Raw genomic sequence first — 18,265 nt, 5'->3', positions numbered from 1 at the left:
TCCTGTAAAGAATGCTTCTAACTTTCATTATTGCTCAGTTTAACCGATTGCTAATCGATCCCATAGTTTTTGCAATCTAGTTGGTGAAATTGGCATCTTTGTTTTCATCGGTTGAGAAAACAAGGAAATTCTAAGTTCTTCCAACATCAAATACAATTCTTTGATTTTAGGATCATTTTTAAATTTAAATACTTTGTCCATCCATGGATCAATATCGTCAATTGCAGCGAGGTCACGTTGTAGATTATTTGGCAAACGATCCAAACGCAATAGCAATGCTTTTAAAAACCGTGGGTATTCCTGCCAAATCTCAACAGGTTTACTGTAGACAAAGTTCGCCAACGACATTAAATCAAGTTGGTCTTCTATGTCATCCACACTTCGACCAAAGATATCCTGATCTAAAACCAATAACTCGCGACGAATTTGCTGCCATTGAGTAAAAATCTCAGTAATATCAATTAAAACTTTTTGACCATCTGCTAAGAATTGCTTTTTTACATCAGCCATTAGCTGATTAAATTCCGCTGTATCTTTAGGCAAGGATTTTATTGAAACTTGTAAGGTTGCATAAACCAGCATTTGTTCCAACTTCGCCCGATCACCTAAAGGCGAATATGCCAAAGCTAATGGTTTGGAAATCTGTTTTTTCAATTGACGAATTAAATCCCCCAATTGCATGTGTAAAAGACGAATCACGCCTTCACGATGTTGCTTAATTGCTTCATCCTGATCATTAAAGGTTTGAATCACCACACCCGACTCATCTTTAACATCAAGTTCAGCAAAAACTTTACTTGGAACCAAAGCCTGATATTGCTTTACGACCACTCCCGTGACTTTTTGAGACGCTTCAAATACAAAATTTTCAGGAAAAGTCTGGAACTCACCCTTTTGCTGCTTCACAGGACGATGAGTTTCGACACGACAACGCGCTTTGAGTTCGTCTAAATCACGTCCTTGCGCAATGAGTTTGCCTTTTTCATCCACAACTTTAATAAAAGGTACAAGATATTGATCAATTCGTTCAAAAGAAAAATCTTTTTCAGTAATTTGCTCACCGCGCAGAGCAAAAGCCAAGTAACTAAACAGATGTTCACGCAAATGTACTGCATCGACACCTTGCATCAGTTTTTTCGCAGTATCTGGAATCGGAACTAAATTACGACGTTTGTCTTTAGGCAACGCCTTGAGCAAAGCCTCAATTAAATCCTGACGCCACCCAGGAATCCCCCATGACCATTGTTTTTCATCTACTTGTGGCAAAGCCTGCACAGGAATTTTAACCGTTGCACCATCTTCATCATGGCTTGGATCAAAACGATAGCTCGCAGCTAAACGCAATTGTCCATTATGTAAATAATCTGGGAATTGCTGTGTGGTTGGTCGATCATTCATCCATAAGGCATCATCTTCTACAAAAAGATAACGCGGATGATCTGGCTCTACTGTTGCACGCCAATCTTCAAAACTACGGCGGCTGGCAATTTCTTCTGGGACTTTCGCTGCATAAAATTGATAAATAGTTTCTTCATCGACCACTAAATCACGACGACGCAGTTTATCTTCAACACGCTCAACTTCTTCAAGTTTAAGTAAGTTGTGTTTTAAAAATGGCGGTGTAATACCCAAATTACCAGTCGTTAAGGCATCCCGTAAAAAGATTTCATGGGCTGCGGCTTGATCAACTTTCTCAAAATTCACCATACGTTTTGGTTCAATAATTAAACCAAACAATGAAATTTGCGCATAGGCATTCACAATGCCTGCTTTTTTCGACCAATGTGGTTCGAAATAGTGATATTTCAATAGCTCACGTGCAGCTAATAAAATCCATTCAGGATCAATTTTTGCTAAAGTTCGTAAATACACTTGAGAAGTTTCCACCATCTCAAATGCCATCACCCAAGCAGTATTGGTCTTATGCAGTGTACTGGCAGGAAATACTTTGGCTTTCTGCTGACGTACCGCCATAAAGGTATTACGTTCATCGGTTTTATTGGCGATAAATGACAGTAAACCTGTTAATAATGCTCGATGTAAATTTTCGTAATTGGCTGCCTTTTCATTAAAGCTCAGCTTTAATCCTTCAGCCAACTCAACTAATTGCTGATGGGTTTGCTTCCATTCCCGTAAACGTAACCAACTTAAAAAATGTTGACGCGCAAATTGACGGCGCTTATTTTCAGTTTGTGTTTCAGGACTGGTTTGCAGCGTATTCCAAAGTTTTAAATAGAATAAAAAGTCTGAGTCCGCTTCTTTGAATAAGGCATGCTTCTGATCGGCCTGCATTTGCTTGTCCGCAGGACGCTCACGTGGATCTTGAATCGCCAAGGCACTGACAATAATTAAAGTTTCTTTCAGTACACCAAAATGAGCGCCACCAATCAGCATACGTGCTAATCGTGGATCAATCGGCATGCGTGCCATCATTTGACCGACTTTAGTTAAATCGTTCTTACGTTCGCTTAATGCACCTAACTCAATCAAAAGCTTGCGTCCATCATTCACCAAACGAAAATCAGGCGGCTCAATAAAGTCAAAAGCTTCTAAACTACCTAAACCAAGACTTTGCATCTGCAAAATAACAGAAGCTAAGTTAGTTCGTTTGATCTCTGGTTCGGTAAACTCAGGACGACTTAAAAAATCTTCTTCACTGTATAGACGAATACACACACCCGCAGCAATACGACCACAACGACCTTTACGCTGATTGGCTGCTGCCTGTGAAATCGCTTCAATCGGTAAGCGTTGCACACGTGAACGGTAGTTATAACGTGAAATACGAGCAAAACCGCTATCAATCACATACCGAATATTAGGAACGGTTAATGCTGTTTCAGCAACGTTGGTTGCAATAATGATACGGCGACCTTTACCGCTTGGACTGAAAATCTTTTGCTGCTCGGCGAGTGCCAAACGCGCATATAAAGGCAACACTTCAGTATGCCGAGGACCATACTTCTGTAAGGTTTCTTGTAATTCACGGATTTCTTGCTCTGTACTGGCAAAAATCAATATATCAGCATGTTCTGGATGCCCTTTACTCTCAGCATCAGCAAAACACTCTTCGACCGCTTGTACAACAGCACGTGGTAAGTTCTCTTCAAAATCATCAAACTCATCATCATCACTACCAATAATACTGAGTTCCGAAATTGGACGATAACGTACTTCAACAGGGAAGCTGCGCCCTTCTACTTCAAAAATCGGTGCATCATTAAAGTATTGGCTAAAGCGGTTTACGTCTAGAGTTGCTGAGGTGACGATGACTTTTAAATCAGGACGCTTTGGTAATAACTGTTTGAGATAACCCATGATGAAATCGATATTCAGTGAACGCTCATGGGCTTCATCGATAATGATTGTGTCGTATTTTGAAAGGAAGCGGTCGTTCGTCAGCTCAGCCAACAAAATACCATCCGTCATCAAACGCACGATAGAATCTTGCGATCCCTGCTCATTAAAACGGATTTTAAAGCCAATCGCCTCACCCAGTTTCTGCCCAACTTCTTCTGCAATACGTTGCGAGACACTACGAGCAGCTAAACGTCGCGGCTGAGTATGCCCAATCATCCCAGTGAGACCACGACCAGCGAGCATAGCAATTTGTGGTAACTGTGTGGTTTTACCCGAACCCGTTTCACCCGCCACAATAATCACTTGATGCTTTTGTATTGCGGCAATCAAACGATCTGCATACTGAGTAACAGGTAAATCTTGATTGAGTTTAATTTGGGGAATACGCGCTAAGCGTTGTTTGACTTTGTCATTTGACTGTTGAAAAAGTTTTTCGATTTCTGCTAGTGGTGTTTTTTTATCTTTGCGCAGTCGATTTAAACGGTGACGGTCACGTGCCATAACCCATTGATCTACATTTAAATGACTCTGCACTGAACAGCTTTCCTAACAATAAAAATAATCAGCTATTTTACGCCTTAAAGCGTTGCTATGCAAAGCAACCACATTTAGTTCTTTTCAAAAACATGCACTATTCAATTGATACACAGAGGTACTTTTGTATTTTCTTATTTTTAAACCAAGCAAAACATAGGTAAAAATCTAAGTGTATATCTTGGTTTTCTCTATATTTTTTAGATTTTTTCAATTTTACCCTTGAATTTTAATACTATCGACTGCATGTTGTTATGCAAGTTAGTTTTAGGTATTCGTCATATTTGCTTCATCTTATTGGAGTCAAATAGGCTTATATCTTAGGGTGAAAATCGTTTTATATTGATTCATTCAATTTTCCGATTTTAGTCATGTAAAAATACTATTTCCCCAATAACTAAAAATTATTTATTCTTAACCTCGTAAACAAATAAGGCCTTAGCCTCTCAATAAAACCTCAATCATGGAGACAATGATGAGCTTAATTAATACTGAAGTTAAACCATTTAAAGCTGATGCATTCCGTAACGGTGAATTCATTCAAGTCACTGATGCTGATCTTAAAGGCAAATGGTCTGTTCTTATTTTTATGCCTGCTGCATTTACTTTCAACTGTCCTACTGAAGTTGAAGATGCTGCTGAGAACTACGAAGAATTCAAAAAAGCTGGTGCAGAAGTTTATATCGTAACAACTGATACTCATTTCTCTCACAAAGTATGGCACGAAACTTCTCCTGCTGTAGGTAAAGCTCAATTCCCATTAGTTGGTGATCCTACACATCAATTAACACGTGCTTTTGATGTGCATATCGAAGAAGCTGGTTTAGCTTTACGTGGTACGTTCATCATCAACCCAGAAGGCGTAATTAAAACTGCTGAAATTCACGACAATGCAATTGCACGTGATGTTTCAGAAACTTTACGTAAGCTTAAAGCTGCTCAATTCGTAGCAAGCCACCCAGGCGAAGTTTGCCCAGCTAAATGGAAAGAAGGTGAAGCGACTCTTGCTCCATCGATCGACCTCGTTGGTAAAATCTAATTTTTAGATTTAACAATGTTGAAAAGAAACCACTCTAAAAGAGTGGTTTCTTTTTATTTGTCATTTGCTCACCTTTTTGCGATACATCGATCTCAATTAAATAGTAAATTTTTTACAATTCTTATACTTATAAATTTATAACGAAATTCAATTATCAATTGTCAGCCTGCTTTACATGGAGTAATGTCAAATTATGAAACATAAAGAGTTTTTCGTATGTACTAAATGATCAAACTAAAATGGGGGAAAATATATGGAAAAAACTGTTGTTGTAACCTTTTGGAAATATGATATTTCTTCACGCTACTTAAAAATTTTTTACAGCAATGGCACAGCCGAGCTTTATCATCCTGTTCCAGAATTTATCTATGACAATTTGCTACGCACAACTGATAAGACTGCTTTTGTCCATAAATACCTTGAGTTTGATCTGCATTTTAAACGACTTTATCTTTTAGCCTCATAAATAAAAAACCAGCCTAGATTAAGGCTGGTTTTTTATTTAAATTTATTAAGCAGCTTCGACTTCAACTTGTTCAGCATACTTCTCTAATATTTTCTCTTTTGCGTCTGGATGAATATTAATTTTCTCCATATTGCCTTTGTAATGCTCTACTACTCGATCATCCATAATTTTTGACCACCATGAAGGAATAAAGGCTGGTAAAATCATCGCTCCATAGCCCGCTGGTAACTGTGGTGCATTTTCAAAATGACGTAGCGTTTGGAAGCTACGTGTTGGATTTGCATGATGATCTGAGTGACGCTGTAATTGATACAAGAACAAGTTAGTCACTACATTGTTATTGTTCCAACTATGCTCAGGTAAAGTACGCTCATATTGACCATTGGCTTTCTTTTCACGTTTTAAACCATAATGCTCAATATAATTTACTGATTCAAACAAAGTAATTGCATAGGCAGCCTGTGTCACTTGGAACGGTGCTGAACGCACTCCAAATTTGCTAAACATAGCAGCATGGTACACGGCAGACATCGCCCAACCATGAATCAATTCATTCTCTTTACAGAAGAATGGCAATTTTTTACGCTCTAAACGATTTTTCTCAATTTCGATCGCAGATTTGAAACTACCAATCACTGTACGCGGTAAAAATTTCCAGAAAGTTTCACCAAGTCGAGATGATGCTGGATCTTCTGGCGTTGCAACACGGCGGTGATGACCATATGGATGCTCAATACGAAAGTGATTATAGCCCGATGGAGCTAATGCCAAATGTGATAAATAATGTTCGAGACGACCACTTTTATGACTCAATTCATGCGCCGTATTGATGGCAATACCATTCACCATCCCCACCAACGTACCCAATAATGCTTGATCTGCAAGTGATGTACCTTTACGACTTGCCAAATAAGTGCCGTAAATATTGGTCGCATATTGCAATGGAATAAAAAGTTTAACAATTCGAGAATAATATGGATCAGCTTCTAAATCTGCAATCGCATCAAGTGGTGGATTTTCTGTGTCCTCACCAATTAACTTATCCAATGCAGGAATAACACCATGAATAAATAATGGGCCAAAAGAGGCAAAGAATTTTTTGGTTTTTTTTGGTCCAAATTGATAACCTGCTAAACCACTCATTGCAATGGTCGGTACTGCCAAACCCAATAACCACAAATGACGTTTTTTATCTTTAAAGGTTGTTGTTGCTTGCTCTACATCCAGTTGAGTATGCATATTCATTAGAAACTCCTCAATCAAACACAAAATGTTTTGCTTGAATTGATTGTGTTCTTTTGCAGTCACTCTATATTATCATTTTAAGACTTGATATTATCATTTTAAGACTTTAGTGGTTTTTTATTGTGCAAAAACAGCAAATCCCTATTATTCCGTCTCGTTATTATTTGCGGTTGATCGAAATTCTGATTGGCACTCATCAATATGATAATCAGGCATTAAACGCATTTCATAACGAACTTTCTAAAACTGAGCTTTTATCAATTCAACAAATTGAACAATTTATTGCACTTGGCCTGAGCCTACCTAATACAGAAGATTTGGCTTTTGAACTCGGTAAAAATCTAAAACTCAGTTCGCATAGTTTGGTTGGATATGCATTAATGACCAGTCCAAATTTAGAACATGCGTTGAAATTAATTGCACAATATTTTCGGCTAATTATGCCAAGCTTTAAGCTATCGATTCAATTTCCAACTAATCAACATAAGGTTGAGTTATTACTTGAACCAATCTTGCAAATGAATAAGCAATGTTTAGCATTTCATATTGAAGCAATTGCCGTTGGATTTTATTACAGCTTATTAGAACTTGCAGGACAACAATTACAACGTTACAAAATTTATTTAAGTATACCCGAGCCTGTTTATGCTGAACGCTATATACATCTCGTTAAAGCAAATTTTCATTTTAATTACACATGGATATCAGGTATACGCGTTGTGATTGATCAACAACAACTGGCCCTACCCTTACCTTTGGCGGATGCTCATAGCCTAAAAGTGGTTGAACAACGTTGTCAGGAACAGATTCAAAAAATTTATCATCAAGGTGAAATTGTTGAATGGGTCAGCATGATGCTAAGACAAGCCAATCAAGTGCCGACCTTAACCGAATGCGCTAAAGTTCTAAATATTTCTACCAAAACCCTGCAACGCTATTTACAGCAACAGGGTGTCGAGTTTCATGCCTTAAAACAGCAGATCAGCATTGAACGCGCTATCGACCTTCTACAAAATTCAACCTTTACCATCACCCATATTGCTTACGAATTAGGCTATTCGAACCCTGCCAACTTTACCCGTGCATTTAACAAAGTATTAGGTTGTAGTCCGCAGAGCTATCGCTCAAAACATCAAGATCAAAGGTATCTACTTCAAGACAACCAGACATAAACCAGCACCTACAGGTAAAATAGTGCTCATATAATTTTCGTCCGCTTTAATCAACTCAAGAAAATCTTTGACCTCAGCAGCATGCGAAATCACATTATCTACGATCAAAGTATTACCCGAGAACTGCAATAGACGTTTTAAATCATTCCAATAACTCACATAGCAGCCACGCTCTGCATCTAATAAAATTAGATCATAGGATTCAGTTGCTTGTGCCAAATAATCTGAGGCATCGCCCACCCAAAAATCAATAAAACTCTCTAATCCAAATTCTTCAGCATATTTCTTGGCTTGAGCACTGCGGAAAGCATTGATCTCTAGGGTTTGAACTTTGCCTCCAACTGATTTTGCAGCCTCAGCCAACCATAAGGTTGAATATCCCGTCGATGTTCCAATTTCTAGAATCTGCTTTGATTGCTGAGTACGTACTAACATCCCAAGTAACTTAGCAGATTCTGCTTCAATATTTCGGTAACGTCTTAAACGATCAGACTGCCGAGCATCATGTTGCTTAAATTCATCATATAAATCAGCAATACGTTGTAAAAAAACGGTGCTGGTCATATCTTGTCTCCGTAATGCTCAAAAGCAAAAGTTCAAATTTAAGTCGCTTGTATTAATTTAAAACGTGGAATAACTTGCCCATCTTCAAGTTCAACTGTTTCAACAAACATCGATAATGGACGCACCCACATTGAATAATCACCATATAAACATTGATATACAACAAGTTGTTCCTCAGTTTCGCTATGTCTAGCAACATTAAATACCTGATAAATTTGACCCTTGTAGTGTTGATAAATACCACGTTGTAATACCATTTGCTGCTTCCTTATATATGCTATGAAATAATTGCAGTTATATAACAAGTTCTATTTGATTCAAATTTTTATGCTCATATACGCACAAAAGTTCCACAAATATATATTAAAATTCAAAAATACGATCAAAATAATAAAAACAACCTGTTTTACCTATTTAAATAATTTGCGTACTATAGCCCCATTGAAAGAATTTAGCTGATTGAATTGCTGAGAATTTGGAGAAATACATGTTAGATCAAAATATTAAAACTCAATTAAAAGCTTACTTAGAACGTTTAGAAAGTCCAATCGAGTTAGTGGCTGCTTTAGATGAATCCGATAAGGCTGCAAAAATCAAAGAACTCGTGACCGAAATTGCTGAACTTTCTGATCAAGTTACGGCGCGTTTTGATGGTTCAAACGCTCGCCGTCCTAGTTTCGGTGTGGCTAAAGCAGGTGAACAACCTCGCGTGTTCTTTGCTGGTCTACCAATGGGACATGAGTTCACCTCTTTGATCTTGGCATTGTTACAAGTTTCAGGTTATGCACCGAAGGTATCTGATGAGGTGTTAAATCAGATTAAAGGTTTGAACTTAAAATCAAACTTTGATGTGTTTGTATCTTTGAGTTGTCACAACTGTCCAGATGTGGTTCAGGCTTTGAACTTAATTGCGATCTATAACCCAGATGCAACTGCGACCATGATTGATGGTGGTTTCTTCCAAGAAGAAGTTGAAGAACGCAAAATCTTAGCAGTCCCAATGTTGTTCCAAGACAATGAACATATTGGTCAGGGTCGTATGACTTTGGAAGAAATCATCGCGAAGTTAGATAGCAACTCAGCAGAGAAAGATGCAGCTCTTCTCAATGCGAAAGATGCTTTTGATGTATTGGTGATTGGTGGTGGTCCTGCAGGCGGTACAGCAGCGATCTATGCAGCGCGTAAAGGGATCAAAACAGGGATTGTGGCTGAACGTTTTGGCGGTCAAGTCATGGATACCATGGATATTGAAAACTTTACCACGATCCAAAAAACAGTTGGTCCTAAGTTTGCTCAAGATATGGAAGCGCATGTTCGTGAATATGGCGTGGACATCATGAACTTACAAAGAGTTAGTAAAATCACAGGTGCAGATCAAACAGCCAATGGTTTGGTTGAAGTTGAACTAGAAAATGGTGCTAAGCTTGAGTCTAAGACCATCATTCTTTCAACAGGTGCTCGTTGGAGAGAAATGAATGTTCCAGGTGAAGCTGAATACCGTACACGTGGTGTTGCGTACTGCCCACACTGTGATGGTCCATTATTTAAAGGTAAACGAGTTGCAGTGATTGGTGGAGGTAACTCGGGTGTAGAAGCTGCGATTGATCTAGCAGGGATTGTTGAGCATGTGACTTTGGTTGAGTTCGATACCAAACTTCGTGCTGACCAAGTCTTACAGGACAAGTTAAATAGCTTACCGAATACCACAGTTATTACCAATGCCTTGAGTACTGAAGTGGTTGGTGATGGTTCACAAGTGACAGCATTGAAGTATAAAGATCGTGCGACTGATGTAGAACACACAGTAGAACTTTCGGGAATCTTTGTACAAATTGGTTTATTGCCAAATACGGATTTCCTAAAGAACAGTGCAGTTGAACTCAGCAATCGTGGTGAGATTGTGATCAATGATCGTAATGAAACCAATGTCAAAGGTGTATTTGCTGCGGGTGACTGTACCACCGTGCCTTACAAGCAAATTATCATTGCGACAGGTGAAGGTGCCAAAGCGTCTCTATCCGCTTTTGATTATATGATTCGCTCTGATGTTTAAAATAATCTAAAAACATGTGCACGCATTTACATTTCAAAAATGTAAGTGCGTGTTTTTACAAGTTATCAACAAATTTTCAACTTTATTATTCATACAGTTTATGTTTATATTTTCGCTATCCATACCTATTGGATGCCACGAAGAAAAGGAAACATGAAAATGAATAAATTACTTGTTGCATTAGGTCTCGCTGCTACTGTTGCACTTGTAGGCTGTAATAAAGATAAAGCGCCTGAAACTGGGGCAACTACTGGCGAACATTTAGAAAACGCTGCTGAACAAGCTGGCGCTGATGTGAAAAATGCTGCTGATGCTGCAACAAGCAATGTAGCTACAGCAGTTGATACTGCTGCTGATCAAATCGATGCTGCTGCTGATCATACTGCTCATGCAACTGCTGAAGCTGCTGCAAAAACTGAAGCCGCTGCACGTGATGCAACTGCTAAAGTTGCTGGTGCAGTTGAAAGCGGCGCTGCTGATGTAAAAGAAAAAGCGCAACAATAATCTTTTGATTATAAAAAAGCCTCTGATCACAGAGGCTTTTTTAATGCAGAGAAAACTAACCGAGTAATCCTTCATCACGCATTGCAATTTGAACCGACTGACGTTCAGCGACTTTATTACGCAAAGCGATAATATGAATATATGGTGTTAAATCGTGTTCAATATGATTTGACCAATTTGTAAGTACAAATAAATACGCATCTGCTGGACCAAAATTATCATCCACTAAATAATCATATTCTGATTCAGCTAAATAATTGTCGATATATTTCAGTAAACGATCTACTTCAGCATACGCTTTGGTTTTTTCATCATCCGTTAACTTACCACTAAAGAAAACTGCATAAGCATCATGCAACTCAGAATTTAAATAACCTAACCATTCAAGGACTTTGGCACGCCCCATACCCGATGGTGGGATTAAATCCTGTTTAGGATCGTGTTGTGCCAGAAACGGTAAAATTGCAACGTTCTCAGTTAAGATTAAACCAGGATTAATCTCTAAAGCTGGAACATAACCTTTCGGGTTAATTTCATAATAATCTACCCCTTTCGAGGTTTTATGTGTTTTTAGATCAACGCGTTCTAAATCAAAATCTACATTTATTTCATTTAAAATAATATGTGCTGCCAATGAGCAAGCACCAGGTGAGTAATACAACTTCATAATTGATCCTTGTTATCTAACTCTTATGTTCTAGAATGCTTTACCATAATTTGCAAAATGTGTTTCCACAAATTTGTCAAAAAAAGTAAAAAATACTGAATGATCTGACTATTAGTGAAATTACATGATTTTGCAAGTAGTCTTATGTCAACTTTTTATTATCATCGTATATATCCTGCTCAAATAGATCATTTTTTGAGGAGAATAGATTACTTCTATCCTCCTCTTTTTGCATAGATCACACTTTATCTTTTCTCGAGCGCTTGGAAAAACTTGCAAGACCCAAAAGACCTAAGATCGATAACCATCCAAAACTCCCCGATGAAGTATTTGACGGTGAAGGTTTATTCTCGGCATCACTCATATCAAGATCAACAATTACAGGATCATGATCTGAAGAGCGATAAGCATCTTCTGAGAAAAATAATGCTTTTTGTGCATCGGTTTTATATTCTTCGTTGTAATCTAAGACTGTTGGTTCATCTGCATTGATATGCCAAGTAAATGCTTTTTTTACTTTACTATATAAATTTGCATCTGCGATTGCGTGATCTAAATTGCCTGCGCCGCCATAGCCTTCCGCATTACTTGATACACCAAACACATAACTATAAGCCTGCTCACCTTGCCCTACAACTTTGTCATTTAATAGAACTTTGTAATTTGCCTTTTCAAACACCTGAATCGGATCTTCTTTAGCATAACTATTCATATCCCCCAAAACTAAGATGTTTGGCTTTTCAACCTGAGTTGGATTTTTTGCCATCCATTGAACGAGTTGTTCAACAGCTTTCACACGTGTTGGATTCCAACAACCCTGCCCATCTTTTTGATCAGCATCTGTTGTATTCGTATCAACACCTGTACATCCTTTAGATTTCAAGTGATTAGGAATAATCGTGAACATTTGCTTTCCAGAAATCGGTTGGAAAGTTTGCGCAATCGTCGATCTATTCTTATCACCTAAATCAAGTACAACTGGCTTGTTCACAGGTTTTACACGTTTGCTGTTATAAATAATGGCAACAGCAATCACATCTGTTCCTAAACGATCCTGATTTTCAGGAACTACATATTTCCAATCAGCGCCTAAAGCTTGGGTTAAATATGCAATTGCACTATTTTTATCATAGCCATTGTTTGCAATTTCCATCAAACCGTATACATCGGCATCAATTGCTTTTAAAGCTTTAATAATTTTCAGATGCTGTTTATCAAATTCAGATTGACTAGATGCTCCACGCTCAGTTGGAAATCCTGTTTTGCCATTGTCATAATTTAAGACATTAAATGCTGCTGCACGTATCAACTGCGTATCTTTAGTGGCAACATTTGGTCTTGATGGTGTTTTAGTGACCAATTCTGGGAGACTACGCCCCTGAATAGGCTGAATGCGCCAACCATTAAAACGGTATTCTAAAATCCCTTCAATATTCTTAAGTTGATCACCAGAGCGCAAACTATTTGTTGCACTGAAGCTCTGCGGCAACCAAGGCGTTCTGTTTTGATTGTTATAACCATCATCTAAAATAATCTTCGATAATAAGTTTTTCTGTGCTAATGCTTTTGCCTCAGCAGATAAAGGTGGATATAAGTTTGTTGGAATAAATAATCGCTCCTTACTCAGTGACAGCTCACCAAAGCGACCATAGTTATAATTTTCACTGATGGTTAAAGTTTGCGGTAGTTTTACCAACATCCCTTGATAAAGTTGCGGTGAATTTGCAGTTAATTCAGTCAAACTATGAAACGGTAAATCAACACTTTTTGGCTGTACCTGATTTGCCATATTGCTATTACAGGTCAAAATATCTTGCTGTAACTGATCAATCTGTAATTGGTTTTGATACGCAGTCAAACGTCCTCGTAAGATCACTTCATCCCCAACTTGCCCGCCTTTAACAGAGCTACTCGCTGGAATATAAACAAAAATCCCATTACTCACGTTTGGTTTAGCTTTGCTATCAATAGTTTGAATATAAAAACCAGAGAAACCATTTTCATAACGATAATCAGCAGTGATCACACCACGGAGCGTATAGTTTTGCCCTTGAGTTGCTTTATTATTTAAATCTGCAATCGCGGTGTCCGTACTTGAGCAACTGACTATTTCAGTAATAGGAGGTGTTGTTGAGCCTGTTAGATTTGAAAAATCATTCCGATCCTTCCATGCACGCCAAGAATTATCAAGATCAAATATAGTTTTAGGATCAACCTCAGCTACAGGATTTACCGTTTGTAAGCGAGTAAAGCTATTCGCTTTACTAATTGTTGTTGTGCCCCAGCCACCAGAAGCTGGTTGCTCACCCAATCTTCCAAAACGATCTACCACTTTGCCTTTATAAACCAATAAAATGGCATCATCGCCATTAAACGAAAGTGCAGCGACTTGATTGACCTTATCCCCTAACTCAGTTTGTAAGGCAGTATGTCCAACTAAAAAGCGCCCCTTACTCGCAAGGTTTCCGACTAAAGGATAGACAAATGGCTTAGATGCACCACCATTATTAAACTGTTGAATCTCATAATCAGCTAAATTAACGGCTGTTTGATCTGGATTATAAATTTCTAATCCTTTTTTATTATTACTACCATCAATATATTGGCTAAACATCAACTGGGCATGTGCCACAGAAAATACCGAAGAAGCCCCCAATAAGCCGAAACAAATTGCAATCGAATGGAATTTAAAATTTTTCATAAATTTTTACTTAATGTTTAAATCGACATTAGGCTATTCAATCTCTGTGACAAAAACATGAAGATTTTTTTACAAGTTTTTGATCGTTTGGAAAAACAAATGATCAAATAAAATCATTTAAAGATTTGACTTGACCTGATGAACACTTAAAATACTGCATTTCTATATTTATATCTCCAGAATCATGTCAAACGATCAGTTAGAAACGCAAATTACGGAACTCGACAATTTGCCTGAGCACCGTGAAATTGTGACGTTTATGCGTCGTTCAGCTCCGCTTAATACATCACAACGGACTGCTTTAGAAGATTATCGTGATTTAATTTTGGAATACCCCGTTGGTGATTTACGTCAACACTTTGAACATCCTGAACGACCTTTAACTGTTGAAATTGGCTTTGGTATGGGGCGTTCTTTGGTACTCATGGCAAAAGCCAATCCAGAACGTAATTTTGTCGGAATCGAAGTACATGTACCAGGAATTGCACAATGCGTGTATGAAGCTGGTATGGCTGGCTTGAAGAATTTATTTGTACTTGACGCAGATGCGATTCAAGTATTACGTGAAATGCCTGACAACAGCATTAACTGTGTGCAACTGTACTTCCCAGATCCATGGCAGAAGAAGCGTCACTTTAAACGCCGCTTTGTGATTCATGAACGTATGCAACTGGTTGAACAGAAGTTAGAGCTTGGGGGTACCTTCCATGCTGCTACTGATTGGGAGCCATACGCAGAATGGATGCTTGATATTTTAGATAATCGTCCAGACATGGAAAATTTAGCAGGTAAAGGTAATAGCTACCCTCGCCCTGAATGGCGTCCAGTAACCAAATTTGAGCGTCGTGGACTTGAATCTGGTCATAAGATCAATGACTTTATTTTCAAAAAAATAAAGTAGTAATTCATCAAAATTAAAAAATAGCATTAAATATCAACATTTAATGCTATTTCAACCTATTAAAAACCAACTCAATTTTAAATTTCAAATATAAAAGACAAAAAGTGAATTATTAAAACAACTTATAAAAGCTGTACCTATCAAACCTATATGCTTACTTTGTAAAATCAAATGTGTTCAAATTTACAGCCCTCTATTTACATGATCTATAAATATTTTTTATTCATGTTTAGCTAAAATAAATAATGAATCATTTTGATCTCAAATGAAGAAATTATCGTTTCATAAACAATGAGTGCTCTATTCTGTGCAATGATTTAGCCCAAAGATGAAGATAGGTTGGTTTTATGGAAAAAACTCTGCAATGCCCTAAATGTGGTTCTACAGAAATCGAAGTACGTGATCATGACAAATTACTGAAAACTACAGGTGGCGTTTTAATGACTGCTGCTGGCACAACTGCTGGTACAGTAGGTGGTGCAGCAACTGGTGCATCAGTTGGCGCAGCTATAGGAACTGTAGCAGGTCCATTGGGTGTAATTGTTGGTGGAACTATTGGAACTTTCGTGGGTGCAATTAGTGTCGGAATTACAGGTGGCGTAGTTGGTAATATTTTCGGAAAAAAAGCGGGTGTCGTGATCGACAAGAATATTTTTCAAGATTATTTATGTCTAAAATGCAAACATCGTTTTAAACAAAAGAATTGATTAAGTTCAAGACACATTTACCTAATTTCTAAGCTGATATTTAAACAACTCATATCAGCTAAATGTGTTTATAAACAATACTTAAGTTTTCTAATACAGGTATTATTCGATCTGCCCTTCTTATTATTAATTATAAAAAAATGCAAACACGACCGAGCTTAGTTTAGATAAAAAAGATTATACAATTTATACATTTATGGTTATTTACCATGTAAATGACGGGTCTTAATACCTTCACTTAAGAGCTTATAAACCTCAACAAGATCATTTCTTGCATCTTTTTCTAATAACTTATGATGCATTTTTAAAATATTTTCATCACCACGCATGGCTGGACCTGTCTGCATTTCTTTAGGGTCATTGATTGTTGCTTTTTGTGCAGTCTCCAATATCAATGGGTGAAGTAAAGAAAAATCGACCTGTTGTTCATCAACAATTTGTTTAGCAATATCATAACAGTAGTTACTAAAATTACATGCAAAAACAGCAGCCATGTGCAATGTCTGACGCTGTTGAGAACTATATTGGTAAACCTTCTGAGTCAAACTACCTGTTAATGAGGTGAGTAAATCCAAATCATGATTGTTTACAGCCTCGACAAACACAGGCGTTGTTGTCCAGTCAATCTCTCGTTCATAACTAAATGTTTGTAAAGGATAAAATACACCTGATTTGTCGTGTACTACTGAAAGAACTTCTAAACTTGTACTTCCTGAAGTATGTACAATTAATACTTGCTGTAAAGAAGAGCTAATTTTTTTAATAACTTCAGCTATTGCTTGGTCAGAAATAGCGATGATCACTAGATCAATATCAGCACTTAATTGCTCAAAATCACTGATGGCAACAGCATCCACTAAAGATGCTAAACGATTGGCTTTTTCTAAATCACGACTAAAAACTTGTACAATCTGGTGATCATGATGGAGTACTTTTGCTAAATGATAGGCAACACGCCCTGCACCAATGAATGTAATTCTCATTTTTATAGAACCTTTTTAGAAGCGGAATAATGTACCAATAAACTCTTTAAGAAAAGATCACAATAATGAATTAACTAATTGAAATAGTTAAGCAGAATAAGTAACTTGACCTATTCTGCTCAGAAATAAAGTTTAGATAAATGTCTGAAGCACTTTGCCTTTCAAGGTTTGACCTAACAGCGGTGTATTTTTACCTTGAGATAAAATTGTTTCTTTTGAAACAGTCCACTCTAGCCCTGGATCAACCAGTACCCAACCTGATTCTTGTTTCCAACGTTCAGTCATATTGGCAACTTTAGCAGGATTTAAGGTAACTTTTTCGACCCATTCTAAAGCATCAAAAACACCTTCTTGAATAAGCTGAATACCCAAACCGACATAGGTATCGAACGCTGTAATACCTGGCTGAGTTTCTGCAAAAGGCGCCATTTTTGCTGAACTACTTAATGGTTCGTGATGGGTACAGATAGCGTCGATTACGCCCTCTTTTAAACCCTGACGCAACAAAGCTTTGTCTTGTTCAGAGCGTAGTGGCGGACGAACATGTGCTAGAGAGTTAAATCCATCCGTTAATTGTTCAGTTAAATGAAGTTGATGCATTGCTACATCCGCAGTTACTGGCAAACCTTTGGCTTTCGCAGCACGAATCAAATCAATAGACGCACCACATGACAATAAACCAAAATGGGCTTTGACACCTGTTGCTTCAATCATGAGTAAATATTTAGCAATCGCCACAGTTTCAGCAATCGCAGGAATCATTGGCAAACCCTGACGCGATGCAATAAAGCCTTCATGTGCACAACCATCTTTCGCGATTTGCGGCTCTTCTGCGTAAAACACTACTGTTAAATCTAGACCAGCAGCATATTCTAGCGTGCGAATCACGACATCATCATTATCAAATGCGGCATTAGCATTTGAAACCGCAGTACAGCCGCCTTTTTTTAGACCAGCCATATTAGAAGGTTGCTTCCCATTCAAACCTTGAGTTTGTGCACCAATAATATGTAGATAAATACCACCATCTAATTGTGCCTTTTCAATCAGACCATGAATAAGTGCGCCATTATCTTGTACGATAGGTTTTGAGTCTGGTGGAGTAATGACATGTAAAATACCATTTGCACGCGCAGCTTTACCTTCTGACTTTAATGTCCCATGTTGTTGTTGCCCTGGCTCACGTAAGCGTGCGCACAAGTCCACCATAGTGGGCATCAACCATTTACCTTGACCGTCAATCGTTTCATCAATTTGATCTGCGCTATCAACGAATTTACCATTCTTAATATAAACCGTTTGAACTTGATCAGTTTTTTGAATTGGATCGAGCACACGGACATTTTCAATTTTTACAATACTCATGTGA

At 37.8% G+C, this 18,265-nt stretch carries 15 protein-coding genes; 7 read left to right on the top strand and 8 right to left on the bottom strand.

Annotated elements, in window-relative coordinates; all coding sequences use genetic code 11:
• Positions 1-39 precede the first annotated feature (39 nt).
• On the bottom strand, positions 40-3,894 hold the full coding sequence (gene hrpA / locus F908_RS06940) for an ATP-dependent RNA helicase HrpA (RefSeq protein WP_005159649.1): 3,855 nt from the start codon (positions 3,892-3,894) through the stop codon (positions 40-42).
• Positions 3,895-4,369: 475 nt separating this feature from the next.
• Between hrpA and ahpC the strand changes: the two genes are divergently transcribed.
• A complete protein-coding gene (gene ahpC / locus F908_RS06935; protein ID WP_004662563.1) occupies positions 4,370-4,933 on the top strand; it encodes an alkyl hydroperoxide reductase subunit C in 564 nt (187 codons plus the stop codon).
• Positions 4,934-5,186: 253 nt separating this feature from the next.
• The gene (locus F908_RS06930; RefSeq protein ID WP_005159645.1) at positions 5,187-5,399 is read left to right on the top strand and encodes a KTSC domain-containing protein; all 213 of its coding nucleotides are present in this window, start codon (positions 5,187-5,189) and stop codon (positions 5,397-5,399) included.
• Between the two features lie 45 nt (positions 5,400-5,444).
• On the opposite strand, the gene F908_RS06925 is transcribed toward F908_RS06930, so the two are convergent.
• Positions 5,445-6,644, bottom strand: a complete 1,200-nt coding sequence (locus F908_RS06925) for an alkane 1-monooxygenase (protein WP_005159642.1) — start codon at positions 6,642-6,644, stop codon at positions 5,445-5,447.
• 122 nt (positions 6,645-6,766) lie between these two features.
• On the opposite strand from F908_RS06925, the gene F908_RS06920 reads away from it, so the two are divergent.
• Positions 6,767-7,816 carry a helix-turn-helix domain-containing protein gene (locus F908_RS06920; RefSeq protein WP_005159640.1) on the top strand — a complete coding sequence of 350 codons (1,050 nt, stop codon included), beginning with the start codon at positions 6,767-6,769 and terminating at the stop codon, positions 7,814-7,816.
• On the opposite strand, the gene F908_RS06915 is transcribed toward F908_RS06920, so the two are convergent.
• Together F908_RS06915 and F908_RS06910 are read right to left on the bottom strand one after the other, a co-directional pair.
• A complete protein-coding gene (locus F908_RS06915; RefSeq protein ID WP_005159636.1) occupies positions 7,793-8,380 on the bottom strand; it encodes an O-methyltransferase in 588 nt (195 codons plus the stop codon). The two genes, F908_RS06920 and F908_RS06915, sit on opposite strands and share 24 nt — an antisense overlap.
• Positions 8,381-8,418: 38 nt before the next feature.
• Entirely contained in the window at positions 8,419-8,637 is a 219-nt protein-coding gene (locus F908_RS06910; RefSeq protein WP_004662574.1) for a DUF1653 domain-containing protein, read from the bottom strand.
• 230 nt (positions 8,638-8,867) lie between these two features.
• On the opposite strand from F908_RS06910, the gene ahpF reads away from it, so the two are divergent.
• A complete protein-coding gene (gene ahpF, locus F908_RS06905) occupies positions 8,868-10,433 on the top strand; it encodes an alkyl hydroperoxide reductase subunit F (RefSeq protein WP_005159633.1) in 1,566 nt (521 codons plus the stop codon).
• Between the two features lie 159 nt (positions 10,434-10,592).
• Entirely contained in the window at positions 10,593-10,937 is a 345-nt protein-coding gene (locus F908_RS06900; RefSeq protein WP_005159630.1) for a hypothetical protein, read from the top strand.
• 55 nt (positions 10,938-10,992) lie between these two features.
• Here F908_RS06900 and F908_RS06895 read toward each other — a convergent pair whose 3' ends face one another.
• Together F908_RS06895 and F908_RS06890 are read right to left on the bottom strand one after the other, a co-directional pair.
• Positions 10,993-11,604: a glutathione binding-like protein gene (locus F908_RS06895; protein ID WP_004662579.1), complete on the bottom strand. Its 612-nt coding sequence runs from the start codon at positions 11,602-11,604 to the stop codon at positions 10,993-10,995.
• Between the two features lie 238 nt (positions 11,605-11,842).
• Positions 11,843-14,305 carry an ExeM/NucH family extracellular endonuclease gene (locus F908_RS06890; RefSeq protein WP_005159627.1) on the bottom strand — a complete coding sequence of 821 codons (2,463 nt, stop codon included), beginning with the start codon at positions 14,303-14,305 and terminating at the stop codon, positions 11,843-11,845.
• 184 nt (positions 14,306-14,489) lie between these two features.
• On the opposite strand from F908_RS06890, the gene trmB reads away from it, so the two are divergent.
• Together trmB and F908_RS06880 are read left to right on the top strand one after the other, a co-directional pair.
• Entirely contained in the window at positions 14,490-15,206 is a 717-nt protein-coding gene (gene trmB / locus F908_RS06885; protein ID WP_004662584.1) for a tRNA (guanosine(46)-N7)-methyltransferase TrmB, read from the top strand.
• A 347-nt stretch (positions 15,207-15,553) separates the two neighbouring features.
• A complete protein-coding gene (locus F908_RS06880) occupies positions 15,554-15,913 on the top strand; it encodes a hypothetical protein (protein ID WP_004915115.1) in 360 nt (119 codons plus the stop codon).
• 200 nt (positions 15,914-16,113) lie between these two features.
• Here F908_RS06880 and F908_RS06875 read toward each other — a convergent pair whose 3' ends face one another.
• Both F908_RS06875 and F908_RS06870 read right to left on the bottom strand, forming a co-directional pair.
• On the bottom strand, positions 16,114-16,896 hold the full coding sequence (locus F908_RS06875) for a Rossmann-like and DUF2520 domain-containing protein (RefSeq protein WP_005159624.1): 783 nt from the start codon (positions 16,894-16,896) through the stop codon (positions 16,114-16,116).
• Between the two features lie 132 nt (positions 16,897-17,028).
• The gene (locus F908_RS06870; protein ID WP_005159621.1) at positions 17,029-18,261 is read right to left on the bottom strand and encodes a dihydroorotase; all 1,233 of its coding nucleotides are present in this window, start codon (positions 18,259-18,261) and stop codon (positions 17,029-17,031) included.
• Positions 18,262-18,265: the final 4 nt, after the last annotated feature.

It is taken from the genome of Acinetobacter sp. NIPH 284 (genome assembly GCF_000369425.1).
Classification (GTDB): domain Bacteria; phylum Pseudomonadota; class Gammaproteobacteria; order Pseudomonadales; family Moraxellaceae; genus Acinetobacter.
This window is presented reverse-complemented; position numbering and strand designations above follow the sequence as displayed.